Consider the following 20,037-nt stretch of genomic DNA (forward strand, 5'->3'; position numbering starts at 1 on the left):
GAATCTTAAAAAATGATACTTCAAATATAAATTTACGCAATAAGTAATTTGTGAAAATTTGCGGAATTTGTGGTTAGCTTTTTTCCAACAAAGACTTTAAAACTTTCACAACCGTACAGATATCCCATATATTTTCCCTAATTTTAGTTTCGGAACCTAAACAAACTAAAATTCATGCGACCAGACTTATTTCAAGCCCCAGATTATTACTTATTGGATGATTTATTGACCGACGAACACAAATTGGTTCGAGATTCGGCACGGGCTTGGGTCAAAAAGGAGGTTTCACCCATCATTGAAGATTTTGCACAGCGCGCCGAGTTCCCTAAACAGCTCATCAAAGGTTTGGGCGAAATTGGTGGTTTCGGTCCATACATTCCCACCGAGTATGGCGGTGCAGGTTTAGACCAAATATCTTATGGTTTAATTATGCAAGAAATTGAGCGCGGTGATTCAGGCATTCGATCCACATCATCAGTTCAATCTTCTTTGGTGATGTATCCCATTTGGAAATATGGAAACGAAGAACAGCGCATGAAATATTTACCTAAACTAGCCACTGGTGAGTTTATTGGTTGTTTTGGTTTGACCGAACCCAATTATGGATCTGACCCAGGGAGTATGATTACCAATTTTAAAGACAAAGGAGATTATGTTGTTTTGAACGGTGCAAAAATGTGGATTTCCAACGCGCCCTTTGCCGATATTGCTGTGGTTTGGGCAAAAGATGAATCAGGTCGCATACATGGGCTCATCGTGGAGCGTGGCATGGAAGGTTTTACCACACCAGAGACACACAACAAATGGTCTCTTCGTGCCTCTGCAACGGGGGAACTTATTTTTGATAATGTAAAAGTGCCTAAGTCCAATATATTACCCAACAAATCTGGATTGGGAGCGCCACTAGGTTGCTTAGATTCTGCACGTTACGGCATTGCTTGGGGAGCAATAGGCGCAGCAATGGATTGCTACGATACGGCATTACGCTATGCAAAAGAGCGTATACAATTTGATAAACCTATCGCAGGGATGCAATTGCAGCAAAAAAAATTGGCTGAAATGATTACTGAAATTACCAAAGCACAATTACTTACATGGCGCTTGGGTGTTTTACGAAATGAAGGAAAAGCAACCACTGCACAAATATCAATGGCCAAACGAAATAACGTAAATATGGCCATCGAAATCGCTAGAGAAGCCAGACAAATTTTGGGCGGAATGGGGATTACAGGTGAGTATTCTATCATGCGCCACATGATGAACCTCGAATCTGTGATTACCTACGAGGGTACGCACGACATTCATTTACTAATCACAGGAATGGATATTACAGGAATTCCTGCCTTCAAATAAAACTATTTCCAAAACATTGCTTTTCCTTTTGAGCGCAAACGAGTAGCTCATACAAACTCATATCTACACTATTCTCACAAAACTTTGTTGCTTTCTTATGAGTGATTATTCAGTTTTAGTTATCGAAAAATTTTTCTATTCGAATGAAAAAAGCCTTTACGCTTTACATTTCATTCGAAAGGAAAAATAAATAATTTAAAATTTTCGAACTAAAAAACTGAATAGGCATAATTTTCGTAAATAAAAAGGCAGAGGCCTCTGAAACAGTTATTAAAGTATTGATAAAACTTTCAGAAAGCCACTAGATATTCCAAAGCTTTTTTATATTTACACTAAAAACCTCCAAAAATGAACATTCAACATATCAACGACAGTATCGATCGTCAAAAAAACATTCTGCTACAACACCCCTTGTATGACAAAGTAAAAACAATCGAAGATTTACACGTTTTCTTAGAAGGACATGTTTACGCCGTTTGGGATTTTATGTCATTATTAAAAGCACTTCAAGCAAAATTAACGTGTACAACGACGCCTTGGTTTCCTACTACCAATCCGCAAACAAGGTATTTGATTAACGAAATTGTTCTTGCCGAAGAAACAGATTTAACGCTCGAAGGTAAAAGACAAAGTCATTATGAAATGTATATCGAAGCTATGCAAGATTGTGGCGCAAGTACAACTGAAATTGAACATTTTTTAGGACAAGTAGATTCGTTAAAAAATATTTTTGTTGCGATCAAAACTAGTAGTTTACACCCTGGCATTAAATCCTTTTTGGACTTTACTTTCAACGTGATAGACCATGGTAAACCGCACGAAATCGCAGCCGCCTTTACTTTCGGGAGAGAAGATTTGATTCCGAATATGTTTACTTCAATCATAAAACGTTTCCAAGAAAACCTTGTCGATACCGACTTAAGAAAATTGGTATACTATTTTGAGCGCCATATCGAATTGGATGCCGATGAGCACGGACCTATGGCTATGGAAATGATAACCGAATTATGCGAAAACGATCCTGTAAAATGGAGAGAAGTTGAAGAAGTATCAATCCTCGCGCTTGAAAAACGAATAGGATTATGGAATGCTATCGAAGAGCATATCTCTGAAAAGGTTACTCTGGCATAAAAACCATTACCTCTGTTTTACCGTAACTATACATAGGAATCCTTAATGTATCCTATCATGCAAAAGACATTCACCTGTATAGTTACGCTATTACTTTCACTCGCATTACTAAGCTGCTCTGCAGAAGGTAAAAAAATAAAAAATACTCCCCAACAAACTTCTACTAGCAGTGGGTCGCAAATTAATTATCTTGCTCTCGGTGACTCCTATACTATTGGCCAAAGTGTATGTACAACTTGTTCTTTTCCTGAACAACTAAAAGAAAGACTAGCTACAAGTTCAAAATACAAAAATATCAAATTAGATATCATTGCTAGAACAGGCTGGACTTCAACCAATCTAAATGCAGCTATACAAGTAGCAAAACCAACTCCAACTTATGATATTGTTACCGTCCTTATTGGGGTTAATAATCAATTTCAGCGCGTTGACTTTAGTGTTTACGAAAAAGAATTTGCTTCTTTAGTGCAACAAAGTATTATTTTTGCAAAGGGAAACAAAAACAAAGTAATTGTACTCTCTATCCCCGACTATGCTTACAGTCCTTATGGACAAAGTAGTAGTGATCCAGCGAAAATATCATTTGAACTTGACCGCTATAATGCGTATGCAAAAACCTATTGTGAGAAAGAAGGAATTACATTTATCAACATTACCGACATTACTAGACAAGGCTTACAAAATCCAAAACTAATTTCTGAAGATGGATTACACCCTTCATCCCTAGCCTACTCACTTTTCACTGACCAGCTTTACCCATTAGTAATCAGTAAATTAGATCAGAATTAAAATCATTCCTTCCGCTTTTTTACCTTATTAGAAAAATTTAACTTTTGTTCCATACCCAAAAGTGTACCTTTAAATTATTAAACAAACATTACTATGAAAAATAAAATTTCGGCAATCTTATTGGTTATGATTGCAGTACCACATTTCGCATTTTCGCAATTAAAATCGGTTGATTATACCGATGGTGCACAAAAACTATCCGGCTTTTTTGGGAAAGCCAAAGGAAAATCACTTGACAATGCAGCAGTACTAATTTTGCCTGCTTGGATGGGAATCGATGATCACTCGAAGGAATCTGCAACAGAACTAAATGCTTTAGGATACCATGCCTTTGTAGCAGATATCTACGGTGTTGGTAATAAACCAAATGGTCCACAGGAAGCAGGTAAAATCGCAGGATCGTACAAAAAAGACATTCAAAATTACCACAGAAAAATCCAGCTAGCCTTAGATCAACTAATCAAAAACGGAGCTAACCCTGATAAAATTGTAGTTATTGGGTATTGTTTTGGAGGTACAGGTGCTATTGAAGCAGCACGTAGCCACATGATGGTAAAAGGTATCGTCTCTTTTCACGGAGGATTAGGTAGAGATGCAGCTCGAGAAATCACTCCTATTACTGCAAAAGTATTAGTGCTACATGGTGCAGATGATCCATACGAATCTGAGCAAGAGATCAAAGATTTTCAGAACGAAATGCGTACCGCTAAAGCAGATTGGCAAATGAATTATTATTCGAATGCCGTACACGCCTTTACACATAAGGATGCAGGAAGCGACAACAGCAAAGGTGTGGCGTACAATAAAGAAGCAGCAGAACGCTCTTGGAAAGCTATGCTAGACTTTTTTAAAGAAGTATTAAAATAATAGACGTTTCGTAATCTGGTAGGAACGCGATACCGGTAGAAATTAATTTCAAATTCAAGTTAATCCCGTAGGGATGGTATTTATATCATCCCTACGGGATTTTTTTTATCGCTCAAATCACCTTTTCTACCAATATTTTGTCCTTAACAGGACATGGAAGATGTTGAGACATAAATAACTTACAGACTGAAATATTACTATTCAAAAAACTCTTAGGGATTTCATGATGCTGAATAAATTATTACTGCACACAATGTAATCCCGTAGGAATGCAATATTATTAAAAAATAATTCACTGCAACCTAATAATCCCGTAGGGATTCAATATAGCTAGAAACACAATTCCCCAATATAAGGGAATCCCGTAGGGATGGTATATCGGTAAAAAAACGATTCACCTACATAAGGGAATCCCGTAGGGATGGTATAAAAATATCATCCCTACGGGATTATATGCACTACGATAAAACCAATTTCTACCAATATTTTGTCCTTAACAGGACATGGATGGTGTTGAGGTGCGAAATGAAATAAAAACAAAATGTAGGTATTAAATTTTGCCATAAAACAATTCCTAGATATAAATAATCCCGTAGGGATATAATATTGGTAATGAAGAATTTTACCAAAAAAGATAATCCAGTAGGGATGTAATATCGGTAGAAAATAGTTCAACCAAACAAGGTAATCCCGTAGGGATGGAATAATATCATGCATACGGGATTTTTGTTGCCAGAAACATATTTTTCTACCAATATTTTGTCCTTAACAGGACATGACAGATGCTGAGACGTAAATAATTTACAGACTAAAAAAATACTATTCTAAAATCTCTTAGGGTTTTAATTATGGTGAAAAATAACTGCTCTAAACAATCGAATCTCCCATTGATTTAATATTGACCACTAATAAATGCCCTACACAACATAATCCCGTAGGGATGGTATATCGGTAGAAACACAATTCCCAAATATAAGGGAATCCCGTAGGGATGATATCTACATCCAATATTGGTATTAAAATGAAATTATTATCATCTCATCAAATACAACAATACAATCTGTTTCTTGTGATAAAAACAAAAGCCTCCACTTAAGATAAGTGGAGGCTTCCTTTTGATTATTTCAGCTATTAACTCTCTGGAGCTAATTCTAATTCTAGTCCTTCTAATTCTGGTGTAATTGGAATTTGACAACCTAGACGGCTATTTGCTTTTACGTAAAAGGCTTCAGAAAGCATTGCTTCTTCATCTTCTCCCATTTCTGGCAAGGCTACATCATTGGTTACATAACATTGGCATGACGCACACATTGCCATTCCGCCGCAAGTACCTTCAACAGGTAGTTCGTAGGCTTTGCACAATTCCATGATATTCATGGCCATATCTGTTGGGGCTTGTAACTCGTGTACAACACCTTCTCTATCTTTAATCTTGATTAATACATCCATTTTTTAGGGGATTGGGTTTGCGTGAGGGATAGGAGCTGGCTACCGAAGTAGCGCGGATAGCCCGACGATTTTAAGGAATAAGGCCCATGAGCGCAAACTACATTTGGCCTTGTTTCTTAAAATGGTCACGCCATCATAATGATTATGCTATATTGACAACGGTTTCGATTTGTGGCGCAAATTTTTTGATCGTGGTTTCTACACCTGCTTTCAAGGTCATTTGGTTTACGCTGCAACTAGTGCAAGCGCCTTCTAGTCTTACTTTGACGTGTTTATCATCTTCGATTGAGACAAGTGATATGTCTCCACCATCAGAATTCAAAAAAGGTCGAATTTCGTCTAGAGCGAGTAACACATTGCTAGTTAATTCTTCTGTTGTCATAATTTTTGTATTGTTCCCTTGCGGTCAAGGTATTATTTTTTTACTGCTGAACAACCCGCCATTGTGGTGATTTTGATGGCTTCTGACGCAGGTAAATTTTCGTTTCTTTTGATAGTTTCTTCAACCACTTTTCTGGTGATTTCTTCAAAAACGCCTTCGATTACAGATCCTGTTTGCATGGCTGCTGGACGACCGAAGTCTCCTGCTTCACGAATAGATTGTACGATTGGCACTTCACCCAAGAACGGAACTTCTAAATCTTGTGCTAGGTTTCTTGCTCCTTCTTGACCAAAAATATAATATTTGTTGTTTGGCAATTCTTCTGGTGTAAAATACGCCATGTTTTCAATAATTCCTAATACTGGTACATTGATTGCCTCAGACATGAACATTGACACTCCTTTTTTTGCATCGGCCAAGGCTACTGCTTGTGGTGTACTTACCACAACTGCTCCTGTAACAGGTAGTGATTGCATGATCGAAAGGTGGATATCTCCTGTTCCTGGAGGTAAATCGATTAACATGAAGTCCAATTCTCCCCAATCTGCATCAAAAATCATTTGGTTCAACGCTTTGGAAGCCATTGGTCCTCTCCAGATTACGGCTTGACTAGGTGAAGTGAAAAATCCGATAGAAAGCATTTTCACTTCGTAACTTTCTACGGGCTTCATTTTTGATTTTCCGTCAACAGTAACCGATGTTGGTTTTTCATTTTCTACATCAAACATGATTGGCATAGATGGTCCGTAGATATCTGCATCTAAGACACCAACTGAAAAACCCATTTTTGCTAATGTTACAGCCAAGTTTGCTGTTACGGTAGATTTCCCTACTCCTCCTTTTCCAGAGGCTACAGCGATTACATTTTTGATTCCAGGAATCGTTTTTCCTTTGATTTCTGCTTTTTCAGGAACGACTACTTTGCTGTTTATTTTGATTTTGGCATCTGCCGATATTTTTTCTAAAATGGTTTTCTTGATGTCGTCTTCAGCACGTTTTTTAATGTGCATTGCTGGTGTGTTTAAAACCAATTCTACTACAACTTCATCTCCAAAAGTTAGCACATTTGCAATTGCTCCACTTTCTACCATGTTTTTTCCTTCTCCAGCTATAGTTATTGTTTCTAAAGCTTTTAGGATTTCTTTTCTATCTAATTTCATCACTTACGCTATTTCTATTATTGCTTTCGGCCCAAGAAAATTATCTTTATTTAAACTGATTAAAGTTTTTGGACTTTCAAATGCAAAGATAAGCGATTAAGTTCTTAATATAAAGTTATTAAAGCGGATTTATTGTAATGGGAATTTGGTGTTTTTCGAATGGAAAGTACAGGTGTTTTATGGAACATAAAGTATAATAAAACACGAGTTATATTATTTTACTCGAATATAATATAGCAGAACAAACCTCAATACTGATTAGCTTACTAATAAGTTATATTTCAATTAGTGAAACTGAAAACTGTAAACCGCGACTAATCACTACTCACTAACTTCTGGCTGCCAAAAATGCTTTTCAAAATTAATTATTTGATTGTCTACCACTACAATTCCTTCGCTTTCTAGTAATTGTTGCATCAGGTTTGTACCATCAAAATGGAATTTACCCGTCAATAAACCTCTTCGGTTTACGACGCGGTGTGCGGGGATGTCCTCCATCGTGTGTGAGGCGTTCATGGCATAGCCCACCATACGTGCAGAACGACCAGCTCCAATGGCTTTTGCAATAGCACCATAAGAGGTGACTCTACCAAACGGAATCTGGCGAGCAACAGTATAAACACGTTCGAAAAAATTAGTATTTTCCACAACTCTTTTTTTTAGCCCAAATAGTATCGGACAATATTAATCAAGGTCGCAATAGAAATTAAGCCCGTTACACTCCCTATAATCACATTCATATTTTTCAACAATGAATCGGCTTTGGATTCGACCTTTTGAAAGAAAGAAATATAAAAATAAAACACTAGTGACGATCCAATAACGACACCACTAACAAAGGTAAGAATCGAACTATTGACAAACCAAAATAGTTGATAGGAAGCCAATGTGATACTTACAAAAACATAATAAGGAATAGGAAAAAAATTAAGCGCCGAGAGCAACATACCCAAAAAGAAGCGCTCTTTTTTACTTTTTTTTCCGATTTTGGCTTTTTTTAGTTTTGGTTTCTTGGCTATGAAAAGAAAAAATATAGTCAAAAGGGTAAAAATTCCAAAACCTATTTCGCGCAGTAAAATAACAATATCGGGTCTTGAATTGATTACTTCTGCAAACAAAATGGCTATGTAGGCTTGAAAAAAGATCACAATAACTGCTCCCGCTACAAATGACAAAGCATTTGTATTCCCCTCCTTAAGATTTACCTTGGCAGCTGTCATGTTAATCAAACCCGGAGGAATAATTCCCACCACAGCTGTCAAAAACCCCAAAAAGAGAGACGTTATAAAATCCATCCTACATTATATACTGACTTAAAGCAATTGCTAATTAGTCTTTGATTCGGAACTTAATATAAGTAATTGCTTTGTTTACTTCAAGATATTGTTTTTCGTAGAAAGTTTGAAAAGCAGTCACTTCTTCAGGGCTACCTTCATTTACATATACGTTGTGATTGGCATACAAAACCTCATGCCCTTCACCATGAAGTAATCCTAAAGTATATCCATGCATGAATTCACTATCTGTTTTAAGATTCATAACCCCATCTTTTTTCAAAACTTTTTTGTACAACTTTAAAAACTCCGAATTGGTCATACGGTGCTTTGTTCTTTTGTATTTAATTTGTGGATCTGGAAAAGTAATCCAAATTTCGTCCACTTCGTTTTCAGCAAAAATGTGGTTGATCAATTCGATTTGAGTACGAATGAAAGCGACATTATGAAGACCTGTTTCTACAGCAGTTTTGGCACCACGCCAAAAACGAGCTCCTTTAATATCAATTCCGACAAAGTTTTTATTCGGATATCTTTCGGCTAGACCTACTGAATATTCGCCTTTTCCACAACCTAATTCCAAAACAACTGGATTGTCATTTTTGAAGAAATCAGAATTCCATTTCCCTCTTAGCGGAAACAAATCCCCTACGACCTCTTCTCTAGTTGGTTGAAATACGTTTTCGAATGTTTCGTTTTCTTTGAATCTCTTTAATTTATTTTTGCTTCCCACTGTAATTGATATATTTAACTTCTTAAAGTCCGACCTTGTGTTATCGGGTCGCAAATTTAAGGAATTATATAAGACCGAATAGATTTATTTGAGTGAAGAATTATGATTAACGATTTTTCATTATTTATCTTACCTCTATGGACACTAAGAATATTGATTTTTGATTAACGAACTTTGATTAACGATTGTTGATTAACGATTTTTGATTTTACCCCTAAGTCGAAAATGCACAAAGAATGAATTGATTTTTGATTAACGAATTTTGATTAAAGATTTTTGATTTTACCCCTAAGTCGAAAATGCACAAAGAATGAATTGATTTTTAATTAACGAATTTTGATTAAAGATCTTTGATTTTTGATTTTACCACAAATACACAAAGAATGTATTGATTTTTGATTAAATATTTTCGACTAACAATTTTTGATTCTACCGCAAGTCGCAAATGCATAAAGAATGCACTGATTTTTGATTAAAGATTGCCAATTTCTGATTTTTGAAATTTGATATTGACCGTTGACTTTTGACTTTTGACCGTTGATTTTTGATCCTTGATCTTTGATTTTTGATCTTACTCCGTACACTCAATTGGGAACAATGTCTCATCATGCTGCGAAATATCCAATCCAACACCTTCAGACTCTTCAGAAACGCGCATTGGAATCATTCTGTTTGTGATTTTGAACAATATATAAGCACCAAAAAAAGTAAAAATAGAGACCAAAACCAAGGCCATCATGTGGTGACCAAAAACACTCCAACCACCGTGAAGTAAACTCGCATCTTCACCATGAGCAAAAATTGCCGTTAAAATCATTCCCATAATTCCGCCTACACCATGACAAGCAAAAACGTCAAGAGTATCATCAATTTTTCGCAACAAACTAGAGTGCACCAAATAGTTGGAAACGATAGCAGTTATAAAACCAAAAAACATACTCTCGGGCACAGATACATAACCTGCGGCAGGCGTGATAGAAACCAAGCCTACAACCGCTCCTATACAGGCACCCAAAGCAGAAACCTTTCTTCCATTTAAACGATCATAGAAAATCCACGTTAACATAGCAGCAGCCGACGCTGTAGTTGTTGTAGCAAATGCCATTGCTGCTACACCATTTGCTTCTAATGATGAACCGGCATTAAAGCCAATCCACCCAAACCACAACATTCCCGTTCCTAACAATACAAACGGAATATTGGTTGGTACATGACTACTATTATTTCGTTTCCCCAAAACGATTACACCTGCAAGTGCGGCAAAACCTGCACTCATATGCACAACGGTTCCTCCAGCAAAATCTTTGACACCAAAATAAGATCCCAGAATTCCGGTAGGATACCAAACGGCATGGCAAAGGGGTGCGTATATAAAAATCGTAAATAAGCAGATAAAAAGTAAATAGGAAATAAAACGAACACGCTCTGCAAACGAACCTGTAATAATTGCTGGAGCAATAACAGCAAATTTCATTTGAAAAAGTGCAAAGAGCATGAATGGTACCGTAGAAGCAATTTGTTTATGAGGCAAAATACCAACATAGTCCATAAACGTGAACGAAGTTGGATCGCCTATAAAACTATAAAAACCATCCCCAATCGTAATCCCAAGAGGTTCTCCAAAAGCCAAGCTAAAGCCAACTACCACCCAGATAAGGGTTACAACACCCATGCAAATAAAACTTTGTAGCATGGTCGAAATCACATTTTTTTTACCAACCATACCGCCATAAAAAAATGAAAGCCCTGGCGTCATGATCAACACCAAGCAGCAAGAGGTAAGCATCCAAGCCACATCTGCGGGTACAATATGGTCTAATGTTCCAAATTGTGACAAAATAGCATCTGTGCTTGTTACCGCAGGCCAAAAAAGACCCGTAATACATATCAAACTAATAATTGCAAAGGAAATTACCCAACGTCTCTCTATTTTCATTATTTTTATTTTACCCCGTTAATTTAGGGGGCAAAGTTAAAAAATATTTATTTTTTCCGGATAAAACCAGCGAAATTCGACCCATATCCGCCAATTAAAATCAATTCAATAAAAGACAACCCTATTGACTAATTTTCGATGCATAAAAAACAAACATTTTGTGATTTTTTTGAGAATACGATTATTATCATTTTCTCATCAAAAAAAAGACTACACTTTATCTTAAAAATTCCTTAACAAATTCACACCTTTTACAATAAAAGGTATGATTATTGAAACAAAGACACCTAAGGATTATTAAAAAAATGCTAAATTCGATAGAATATTAATGTATTTTTACCCTAGATTTATTGACACAACCAGAAGACCTATGAAAAAGTTGACCGCATTGTCCTATTATTTCCTAATTGCAACCCTATTATTGGTAGCGTCTTGCAAAAAATTCACTGACCAAACCGGCGTTACAGATCTAGATGAAGTACCAGAGGAAGTAATCCCATCATTCGATAGTACCCTTGTAGCAACATTTTTTCAAAAACACCCGTTACTTGACAAATATCAAGACGAGGTACGTAGCCTATACCGCAAACACCACTATAATTACGTTTGGTATGACAAAAATGGCGTAAATGAATTTGGAAGTCTATTGCACAATAAGATCATCAATATCGAAGATGAAGGTGTACTAACCGCAATTCCATACCGTCAAAAATTGGATTCAATTTATGAGAATCCTGCTCAAAAAGAGCCAAACGTAACTACAGAACTACTTAATAGCTCCATGTATTTCTTCTATGTTGATAAGGTATACCAAGGATTGGACAGCGCAAAAACCAAAGAAATGGAATGGTTCCTGCCTCGCGACAAACAAACATATGGTCAATACTTAGATTCCCTTATTGTCAACCCTGGCTTAATCAAGAATAACGACAAAGGACTTTTTGCACAATACTATTTATTGAAAAAAGTTTTAAAAGACTATCGAAAAATAGAAAAAAAAGGCGGTTGGGATACTATTGTCATGGATTCAAAATCGCTGAATGTTGGTGACAGCGCCGTAGCCATCACGCAGTTACGAAACCGCTTGTTTGCCTCTGGCGAACTTGCTACCAACTCCAAAAGCGCAGTCTATGATGACGAGTTAGGTCAAGCAGTGTTGAAATTTAAGAAAGCCAACCGCAATTCTGCCAGTACCATCATCCTGCCGTCACACGTCAAAGTCCTGAACATATCTGTCACTGAACGTATCAAAACACTGGTAGTAAACATGGAACGTTGCCGATGGATCCCAAAAGACATCACCAATGCCAAAGAAGTGATAGCAGTAAACATTCCAGCCTATGAGCTTACGTATTTCAAAAATGGCAAACCAGCCTTCAAATCCAATGTTGTTGTTGGTAAAACACTAAACAAAACTGTGATTTTTAGCGCTCCAATGCGTTACATCGTTTTCAGCCCGTATTGGAACGTACCTTACAGCATTCTTAAAAACGAAATCAAACCTGGTATTGCCAGAGACCCTAATTATCTTGCCAAACACAATATGGAATGGAACGGAAACAGCGTTCGTCAAAAACCGGGTTCCCGAAATTCACTAGGATTAGTAAAGTTTTTGTTCCCGAACTCCAACTCCATCTACCTACACGATACACCTAGCAAATACTTGTTTAGCCGTCGTGATCGCGCGTTCAGCCACGGTTGCATACGTGTAGAAAAACCAAAAGAGTTGGCCGAAGTCTTGCTTCAAGACGAACCAAAATGGACCGCTGAAAAAATTGGTGAAGCCATGCATGGCGGAAAAGAAGTTTGGCATACATTAAAAAATAAAATTCCGGTCTATATTGGGTATTTCACGGCTTGGGTAGACACAGAAGGAAATTTGCAATTTTATGAAGATGTATATGAACGCGACCAACCACTAGCCAACTTATTGTTCGAAAAGAAATCTGAAAAATTAGAAGCAGAAAATTCCGATTCCAAATAACGATCTGTCCCGCTCTACGCATTATCTTTTTCTTTGGCCTTAACGCACTGTGCGCAAAAGGCCAAAGAAAAAGGATAATTTGCTGCGATCGGGGCTATTCTAAAACATCTTTTTCTTATTACAACATCAAACATTGGTATGCAGATAAAACGGATGTGCAATTGCAAAAATAAGGATAAAAACAGATTTTTTTTCATTTTGACTACCTGACTTCGCAGCAACCTGACGAAACAAAAAAAGCAGTCTAATTTTTAATTAGACTGCTTTTTTCTGAATTTATAATTGACTTTAAATATTCTCTTTTATTTAGTGTGCTTTCTGTTTTTCAAAAACAGTTGTCATAGCACTTTTTATTTTATCTGCAGCTAAGAAAAATGCTTTCTCAATAGAATCTGCATGTGCTGTAACTGCAATTGGTTGTAATCCTGCAGGACGAGCTTCAATTACGCATCTTTTATCATCTACGCCACTTTTAGCACTATTTTCGTCACCTAAATGAACTTCAAATCGGGTTATTTTATCTTCAAAACGAGCCAATGATTTTTCTAATTCGGCTGTAAAATAAGTTTCTAATCTTTCGTGTCCTTCTATATTTTTGTCGGTATTGAATTGTATTTTCATATGTATTATTGTTTTTTGATATATCTCAAATTTAGCAAAATTATTCGGCAAAAAATAGGGATTTAGTAAAAAATTATGAAATGAAAAACCAAAAAAGTAAACTAAAACTACTTAACTGCTTAAAATCGTGCGAACAGTGTTTTTTTATTAGACAAAGACTTTATTTAATCTCTTCGACAATTAAAAATTAGATAGGATATAGCTAATTCAATCACGCCTTTTAACCTTTAAGACTTTAAGTAATTGCCTAATATTAAAAAACTGAATTACAAAGTTTACTTTCACATATATACACAAGTCAAACATGATAAAAGCGATCTATCAACTGAGTATTTTCCGCTAAAAACAAATAGTACACCATTTTGCAACAGAAGTAAGAGACCATATCTTAGAACCACTACAAATTCAATTGATACAATAAGGTACCATCATTGTATTTGCTTTGCATCGACACTTTACAAAAATTAAATTTTTGTAATAAGCCTATTGACTGCAAATTGTCTTGATGTACAAAAGCTTCAATATTTTGCAAACGAACAGTCTCATGAGCATAAGACAATACCATGGCTACGGCTTCACTCATTATACCTAAACGATGATAGCTTGGTAAAAGTTCATACCCCATTTCGCAAGTGTCAGGCTTATTTTCTACTTTAAAAAGACAAATGGTCCCAATTATTTTTTTGGTTGCGATTAATTCTATTGCCCAATAGTTTAGCTTTTCACTTTTGACTATTTCTATTGTATTAGTAATAAACTCCTTAGCATCTTCTAAAGTCAGACAAGGTTTTCTGTTCAAATATTTATTTACAACTTCATCTGTCCTGAGCAAGAATATTTCTTGCAGATCGTAATCTGACAAGGGTCGAAGGACCAAACGATCGGATTTAAAATTTGGAAAAGTGGTAGCAGTGCTGTTCTTCATATTAATCCATGTTGATTGAAAAGATAACAATTGATAGCGCTAAGACCGTTACTATAAAGTCTTAAAAACAAATAGTACGATTATAACTATTTCGCAAGAGCAGGACTAATTTCTATCATTTAAAAAGGATAAAGTTGCTTACTCCGAGAAAAACAAAAAAAAAAAGAATTCCAAAATGCGCTTCAACAAGCTCTAAATCCAACTATAATTAAAGAAATTCTCCTCTAACTAGTTTAATAGCAACATTATGATTGATTACTATGCCGAATCACCTACTACTTCCCTACTTTTCCAGAGAAGAAAAAATTTGTTCAAGTTATATGCGACAACAGTAGAAGATAGAAACTGGAATTTTACACCTTATCTTCAAAGGTTTTGTTTCTTAAAGACCAATACAGCATATCGTTTTCTGCTTTTACTTGTGTGAAATTAAATTTAGCTAACAGATTAGCAGAGTTTATGTTTTCTCCCAAACAGCTTGCAGTGATTTCTTTTATAAAATCATTTGAGAAAGCCCACCTTATAATTTCTTTTACTGCCTCTTCAGCATAGCCTTTGCGTCGTTCTTCTTTAATTATGCCATAACCAATGTCAATATTTCTGTCCTCATAATTAAAACCCTTAAAACCTAAATCACCTATTATTTCTAAAGTATCCCTCTTAACAATCATCCAAGATTCAAAACCAGTTGGAGATGGAACTTTTGACAAATTATTAATTATTCTAGGTAAAGTCTCTAGGACATCGTTGTCAGGCCAATTTTTCCCTTTTTTAAAACTCAACTTCTCCAAATCACTGTAATCACCATGCAACACATTATTACAAATCGGAATTGTAAAGGGAACAAGGAGCAATCTTTCTGTTACTAATTTATCTATTTTTAGACTTTCTACTTTCATTATTAAAACAAAATTTTTGATAAAAAATCATAACAATTCCTTTTTATCCTATCGAAATTGAATACTATAGTAATTTTACTTTTTTTTAATTGCCTTTTGGAAAACTATATTAAAAAAATAGTCCTACTCCCAGCGGCTTAACGAAAATACTAATTAAAAACGATAACTCCACTAATGCCGAAAACCCCTTGTAACGGCTGTTATACACAGTGCTTTACTCAATAATATTCAATTTTGTATTTATATTTCTCATAACTTTCGTAGCGAAAATTTAAGTTATTTTTATTTACTGTTTTCTGTATTTCAGAATACACTACGTTAATTGTAGTATCATTTGCACTTCCAATAATTTGATAAGAATACCCTTTTTCTGAATATTTATAGTTTTCAATAATTGGTTCTTGGGAATTATCACTAAAATTTACTCGTCTAATAATTCGATTCTTTTCATCAAAATAAATTGTGTCTGTTGAAATGGTCGAGTTTTCATAATCTGGAATTTTGACAGGAAAAAATTCCCAAGAGTTCGTTTTGGAAGTTGTGCTGTTTTTTTCTTTCCTAATTTCACGTATAAAACGGATTAATGAGTCAGACTCATATTTAGTTTCTGTTTCAATTCCAGTTTTTGGATTGAAATTGTAAGTTGAAAATGAACGAACTACATATTTTAGCCCCTTATAAGTTCAGAGTGATATTCTAAATTTCAAATAGTACATTTGAGATATGAAATACAAGAAATGGAGTTTAGAAGAGAAGTTGGAAATTTTATCTTCTTGCGAAGATTTAGGCGTTGTAGAAACCTGTCGTAAATACAGTGTTAGTACAGGAAGTTTGTATAGTTGGAAGAAGAAGCATGAAAAACAAGGAGAGGCAGGCTTAAAAGTTACTTATGACGATCGTAGCAAAGAGTTAAAGCAAGCTGAGGAAGAGAACAGAATTCTACGTAAATTATTAGCTAATAAAGAAATTGAACTAGAAATTGGACGTGAACTTTTAAAAAAAAAGTTTGGGACGTCCGATCCAAGAAAGATTTAGTTGATAGTATCTGTAGCAAACATAAAATCAGTAAAAGCAAAGTCATTTGTATGTTAGGTATGAATCAAAGCAGCTATTACCGAAGGCCAAGTCTTGGCAAAAAAGGTAATAAGCCTAGTGTCTTTACTTATAATAAGTTCAAGGGAATGGTGAGTCAAGAAACTGTTATAGCATCGGTTAAAGAGATTTTAAGCCATGAGTTTATAGACTGCGGATACCGCTTAATGACTTCTTACTTACATCGAGATGGATATAAGATTAATCACAAAAAGCTTTACCGAATTATGAAAGAAGAAGGCTTGTTAAAACTCGAAAATAGGATAAACAGGAGTGGTTCTGGGCGTAAGTTTGTAAAATATAGAAAGGTTATTACTGTTAGGCCGTTTCAGTGTATAGAAATGGATATTAAGATGGTTTGGATTCCTAGTGTAGGTAAAAATGCCTACTTACTATCAATCATAGACGTTCATACCCGTAGAATTTTAAAAGATTACTTCTCTTTTTCAATAAAACAGAACAAAGTAATAACATTCCTTTCTGATTTATTTTTAGAATACCAATACCCTGAAAACGTTGTTATTAGAAGTGATAATGGTAGTCAATTTATTGCCAAAAGTGTTCGTGAATACCTAGGTATAATAGGTGTTCAGCAGGAATTTACACATGTAGCCACACCTGAAGAAAATGCACATATTGAAGCTTATCATGGAATCCTAAAAAAAGAAGTGTTCCAAAGGGTTGATTATAGAACTTTTGGAGAAATTGAACAGATATTAAAAAGGTATGTGATTTTCTATAACAATAATAGGCTGCATGGGCTATTAGGACGTATTACACCAATGGAAAAATGGAACCAAGATAAAGATCTAATTTTATTGGAAAAATTAACCGCATAATTAATAATCGAAATTTAGAATAATACTCTTGTTTTATAGGGGTCAAAACACTACACAAGTATCCTTTGAAACAAAATCTTCACAGTTATATTCTAAAACTCTTTTTGCATTCCTGTATTCGACAAACTGATTTTTATTTCTATATGTCTTTAAAATAGTATCAAATTCACCAAAAACAACTTCTTTTGCTAAGTTCCCTGAATTATCAAATGTAGTTTCGCGTACTTTTATTAAGCTATCTTTTTCACTTTTAAATTCAGTTATTGTTTTGATTTTTTGACCAAAACTTAATATGGTAAAAGAGAAGTGTCGATATGTATGTGATTTTTTTCAGCATTCTGTATGATGTTTTGCGGCTTGAAGCAGTGGCGCACTTCGTGACTGATTATTTTCGGTTAAGACAAAATTTCTTGCGAAACGTAAACGTGAATTTACCACAAAACTAGCAATATTGCTAAATAGCTGTCAGCAATAGTTGTTTTACTCACATTTTACAATTTCAATTTTTTTAAGGTATTGTTTACCGGTTTTTCCTTGAAAATTTTTTAATCCTTGGTTAGTCAGCTTATTCACTTTACTATATGATGGAATTTTTACAGAATCATTTACCGTTTTTTTAGCAAACTCTAGCAATTCATTATATTTTGATTTCGGAAAAGGCATATACTCAAGTTTATTTCTTTTAACTACGAACTTTATTTCTCCCTTAAACTTGTTATTTTGGTTTTTTAATGAGTCAAAAAATATAATTAAAGTGTCTTTTTCTGTTTTCCAAATTCCTAGCGAATTGTTATTCTGCATATCACCTTGAAAATTAAGAATCGCATTTCCGTTACAATTTACAGTCAAAGTTTTTCTAAACATTCCGTAACTATTAAAGTTAGTTCTGTATTTTCCAATAACGACTTTTTTTGAACATGATATTAAAGTTATAAATAACAAAAAAAATGTAATTATTATCAAATGCTTTCTCTTCAAGTTCATTTTTTTTTCAATTATTGCTAACTTGTATATATACGAAACAAACCTTCGCCTATCCACCCCTATTTAGGTGCAAAATCGAAGATTTGTTTCAGATTATTGTCTTTTCAAATATATTAAAATATTCCTACAAATGTAAAACAAACTAAAAAAAATGAGATTCCTACGGAATGACAAGATTGCGGACATTTGCTACAAAGAAGAAAAACCGCTTTAACTTCGATACCCGACAAGCTTTAAATGATTGTTTTCCAGAAAAATCGGGACAGGATTTGGAAACGAGAGAAACTAAAGATTTTACAAGAAAAACTAAAAGTTAAACCCCAAATAAAAGTAGCCAAAGAATCGAAAATCAGAAAGTGTCAATGTTGTAAAACGGGCAATTTGCACACCATATTGATTTTCGACCAACGAGGTCCCACCTGATTAGTATCTAGGCGGTAGCCAAAAATTATCTCCCTCCAAAAACTAGTTTTATGGGTAGGGCAAGTATGCGCTGATGTGAAGGCAAACGCAATGAAACCAGCCTATTTATGGCTTAAAAAAAAAGAGGATGTTTTTTTGTCCTCTTGATCCCGAAGTGTTGGGGACTAAACTTATTTATCGATATCCCCATAGTGGCGGAAGTAGAGCGGTAAGCTTGTCCTGAGCGATAACCGAAGGGTTCAACCGCGGTTTCATTAGTACGTCAATTCGCTATCGCTCGGGTGTTGGCTTTTCAAGTCCAACAAACCTTTTGCTGTTAGCAGGCGTTTTTATTTTTTCTTTTTGCGAAGTTTTTTTTCTTTCTTTAAATCCTTTTTTATTGTTTTAAGCAAAGATTCTAACTCTTTTATATTTGGTTTATCACGCCGTAATTTACCTGCTTTAAATGCGCCGTATTTAAAAAGTTGACTGCAACTTTCTGTTGGAGACATACCTTCTTCGATTTTACCAAAAGCTTCCCAAAAACCATCTTTTCCAGTTTTGTCATTTAACATTGCGTGAACAATTTCTTCTTCTGCTATCGCATCCTGTACTTTTTTATGTAGTTTGGCATTTTTATAACGAGCTTTTATGTAAATAATAAATAAATTGAGTTTTGAAGGGTCAGATATTAGTTCTATTAATTCTTTTTCACTATTATCTAATTTTTCTTCTTCACTTTTATTCTTAAGTTTAGTGTAAATTTGCTTAGCTACGTTCTTCACTAAGTCATAGGCGAAATTCCCAACCATTCCACTTAATGCTGCAATCGCAAGAAAATCAAAATAATCGGTTGGAGCGATTAAAGAAAATTTTTCATTTACTTCTCCATTTTTTTTTACTTGCTCTTCGTATGCTCTTCGATAATTGAAACCATAAATAACTGTTTGATTTGAATACTCTTTCAATCGATTATAATATACTGTATCTAAAACAGATTCACAATTTTCGCATTTTTCATCTGTTGATTTTTCATTGATGTGTGCACAATTAAGACATAAATAACTCATAGAGTGTGTTTTAATTTGTCAGTTTTTAAAATGGCTACTAATGTCTTGGCGCTACAAGATGTTTGGGATTAAAGATGCGAGTTTTTTCCATTATGCACAAGTTTTCCAAGTACAAAACCATCTTTAAATTCAGCCAAATACCCAAAT

The 20,037-nt window shown here is 34.9% G+C and carries 19 protein-coding genes and 1 pseudogene; 8 read left to right on the forward strand and 12 right to left on the reverse strand.

What is annotated here, in order from left to right; translation table 11 throughout:
- The first annotated feature begins 174 nt into the window (after positions 1–174).
- The 4 genes from FFWV33_RS02680 (at position 175) to FFWV33_RS02695 (ending at position 4,140) form a co-directional block, all read left to right on the forward strand.
- On the forward strand, positions 175–1,353 hold the full coding sequence (locus tag FFWV33_RS02680; protein WP_108739473.1) for an acyl-CoA dehydrogenase family protein: 1,179 nt from the start codon (positions 175–177) through the stop codon (positions 1,351–1,353).
- Positions 1,354–1,701: 348 nt separating this feature from the next.
- Positions 1,702–2,484, forward strand: a complete 783-nt coding sequence (locus tag FFWV33_RS02685; RefSeq protein WP_108739474.1) for a DUF3050 domain-containing protein — start codon at positions 1,702–1,704, stop codon at positions 2,482–2,484.
- 57 nt (positions 2,485–2,541) lie between these two features.
- Entirely contained in the window at positions 2,542–3,273 is a 732-nt protein-coding gene (locus tag FFWV33_RS02690) for an SGNH/GDSL hydrolase family protein (protein WP_108742435.1), read from the forward strand.
- A 93-nt stretch (positions 3,274–3,366) separates the two neighbouring features.
- Positions 3,367–4,140: a dienelactone hydrolase family protein gene (locus FFWV33_RS02695; RefSeq protein ID WP_108739475.1), complete on the forward strand. Its 774-nt coding sequence runs from the start codon at positions 3,367–3,369 to the stop codon at positions 4,138–4,140.
- A gap of 1,131 nt (positions 4,141–5,271) precedes the next feature.
- Here the strand turns inward: FFWV33_RS02695 and FFWV33_RS02700 are convergent.
- The 7 genes from FFWV33_RS02700 to FFWV33_RS02730 all read right to left on the reverse strand — a co-directional run bounded on the left by FFWV33_RS02700 (position 5,272) and on the right by FFWV33_RS02730 (position 11,074).
- Positions 5,272–5,589: a 2Fe-2S iron-sulfur cluster-binding family protein gene (locus FFWV33_RS02700; protein WP_108739476.1), complete on the reverse strand. Its 318-nt coding sequence runs from the start codon at positions 5,587–5,589 to the stop codon at positions 5,272–5,274.
- A gap of 142 nt (positions 5,590–5,731) precedes the next feature.
- Positions 5,732–5,971 (reverse strand): NifU family protein, encoded by a 240-nt coding sequence (locus FFWV33_RS02705; protein WP_108739477.1) that lies wholly within the window; start codon positions 5,969–5,971, stop codon positions 5,732–5,734.
- A 32-nt stretch (positions 5,972–6,003) separates the two neighbouring features.
- Complete coding sequence (locus FFWV33_RS02710) at positions 6,004–7,131, reverse strand: Mrp/NBP35 family ATP-binding protein (RefSeq protein ID WP_170111534.1); 1,128 nt, start codon at positions 7,129–7,131, stop codon at positions 6,004–6,006.
- 321 nt (positions 7,132–7,452) lie between these two features.
- Positions 7,453–7,779 (reverse strand): MGMT family protein, encoded by a 327-nt coding sequence (locus FFWV33_RS02715; RefSeq protein WP_108739479.1) that lies wholly within the window; start codon positions 7,777–7,779, stop codon positions 7,453–7,455.
- 11 nt (positions 7,780–7,790) lie between these two features.
- Positions 7,791–8,426 (reverse strand): LysE family transporter, encoded by a 636-nt coding sequence (locus FFWV33_RS02720; RefSeq protein ID WP_108739480.1) that lies wholly within the window; start codon positions 8,424–8,426, stop codon positions 7,791–7,793.
- Positions 8,427–8,460: 34 nt separating this feature from the next.
- Positions 8,461–9,138 carry a tRNA (guanosine(46)-N7)-methyltransferase TrmB gene (gene trmB / locus FFWV33_RS02725; RefSeq protein ID WP_108739481.1) on the reverse strand — a complete coding sequence of 226 codons (678 nt, stop codon included), beginning with the start codon at positions 9,136–9,138 and terminating at the stop codon, positions 8,461–8,463.
- A 571-nt stretch (positions 9,139–9,709) separates the two neighbouring features.
- Positions 9,710–11,074 carry an ammonium transporter gene (locus FFWV33_RS02730; protein WP_108739482.1) on the reverse strand — a complete coding sequence of 455 codons (1,365 nt, stop codon included), beginning with the start codon at positions 11,072–11,074 and terminating at the stop codon, positions 9,710–9,712.
- Positions 11,075–11,444: 370 nt separating this feature from the next.
- On the opposite strand from FFWV33_RS02730, the gene FFWV33_RS02735 reads away from it, so the two are divergent.
- Positions 11,445–13,058 carry a L,D-transpeptidase family protein gene (locus tag FFWV33_RS02735; protein ID WP_108739483.1) on the forward strand — a complete coding sequence of 538 codons (1,614 nt, stop codon included), beginning with the start codon at positions 11,445–11,447 and terminating at the stop codon, positions 13,056–13,058.
- 306 nt (positions 13,059–13,364) lie between these two features.
- On the opposite strand, the gene FFWV33_RS02740 is transcribed toward FFWV33_RS02735, so the two are convergent.
- The 3 genes from FFWV33_RS02740 to FFWV33_RS02750 form a co-directional block, all read right to left on the reverse strand.
- Entirely contained in the window at positions 13,365–13,679 is a 315-nt protein-coding gene (locus FFWV33_RS02740) for an HPF/RaiA family ribosome-associated protein (protein WP_108739484.1), read from the reverse strand.
- Between the two features lie 397 nt (positions 13,680–14,076).
- On the reverse strand, positions 14,077–14,604 hold the full coding sequence (locus tag FFWV33_RS02745) for a GNAT family N-acetyltransferase (protein WP_108739485.1): 528 nt from the start codon (positions 14,602–14,604) through the stop codon (positions 14,077–14,079).
- A 353-nt stretch (positions 14,605–14,957) separates the two neighbouring features.
- Positions 14,958–15,503, reverse strand: coding sequence for a GNAT family N-acetyltransferase (locus FFWV33_RS02750; protein WP_108739486.1), 546 nt, complete (start codon positions 15,501–15,503; stop codon positions 14,958–14,960).
- A gap of 723 nt (positions 15,504–16,226) precedes the next feature.
- On the opposite strand from FFWV33_RS02750, the gene FFWV33_RS02755 reads away from it, so the two are divergent.
- Entirely contained in the window at positions 16,227–16,538 is a 312-nt protein-coding gene (locus FFWV33_RS02755; protein ID WP_108739487.1) for a transposase, read from the forward strand.
- A 50-nt stretch (positions 16,539–16,588) separates the two neighbouring features.
- Entirely contained in the window at positions 16,589–17,434 is an 846-nt protein-coding gene (locus FFWV33_RS02760) for an IS3 family transposase (RefSeq protein WP_245891521.1), read from the forward strand.
- 480 nt (positions 17,435–17,914) lie between these two features.
- On the opposite strand, the gene FFWV33_RS02765 is transcribed toward FFWV33_RS02760, so the two are convergent.
- Positions 17,915–18,298 (reverse strand): hypothetical protein, encoded by a 384-nt coding sequence (locus FFWV33_RS02765; RefSeq protein WP_159085963.1) that lies wholly within the window; start codon positions 18,296–18,298, stop codon positions 17,915–17,917.
- Between the two features lie 390 nt (positions 18,299–18,688).
- On the opposite strand from FFWV33_RS02765, the pseudogene FFWV33_RS19720 reads away from it, so the two are divergent.
- Positions 18,689–18,841: pseudogene (locus FFWV33_RS19720) on the forward strand (IS91 family transposase); the annotation flags it as partial.
- Between the two features lie 329 nt (positions 18,842–19,170).
- On the opposite strand, the gene FFWV33_RS02775 reads toward FFWV33_RS19720, so the two are convergent.
- The gene (locus FFWV33_RS02775; protein ID WP_108739490.1) at positions 19,171–19,890 is read right to left on the reverse strand and encodes a hypothetical protein; all 720 of its coding nucleotides are present in this window, start codon (positions 19,888–19,890) and stop codon (positions 19,171–19,173) included.
- Positions 19,891–20,037 lie beyond the last annotated feature (147 nt).

Origin of the sequence: Flavobacterium faecale, assembly GCF_003076455.1 — a bacterium.
GTDB classification, from domain to species: domain Bacteria; phylum Bacteroidota; class Bacteroidia; order Flavobacteriales; family Flavobacteriaceae; genus Flavobacterium; species Flavobacterium faecale.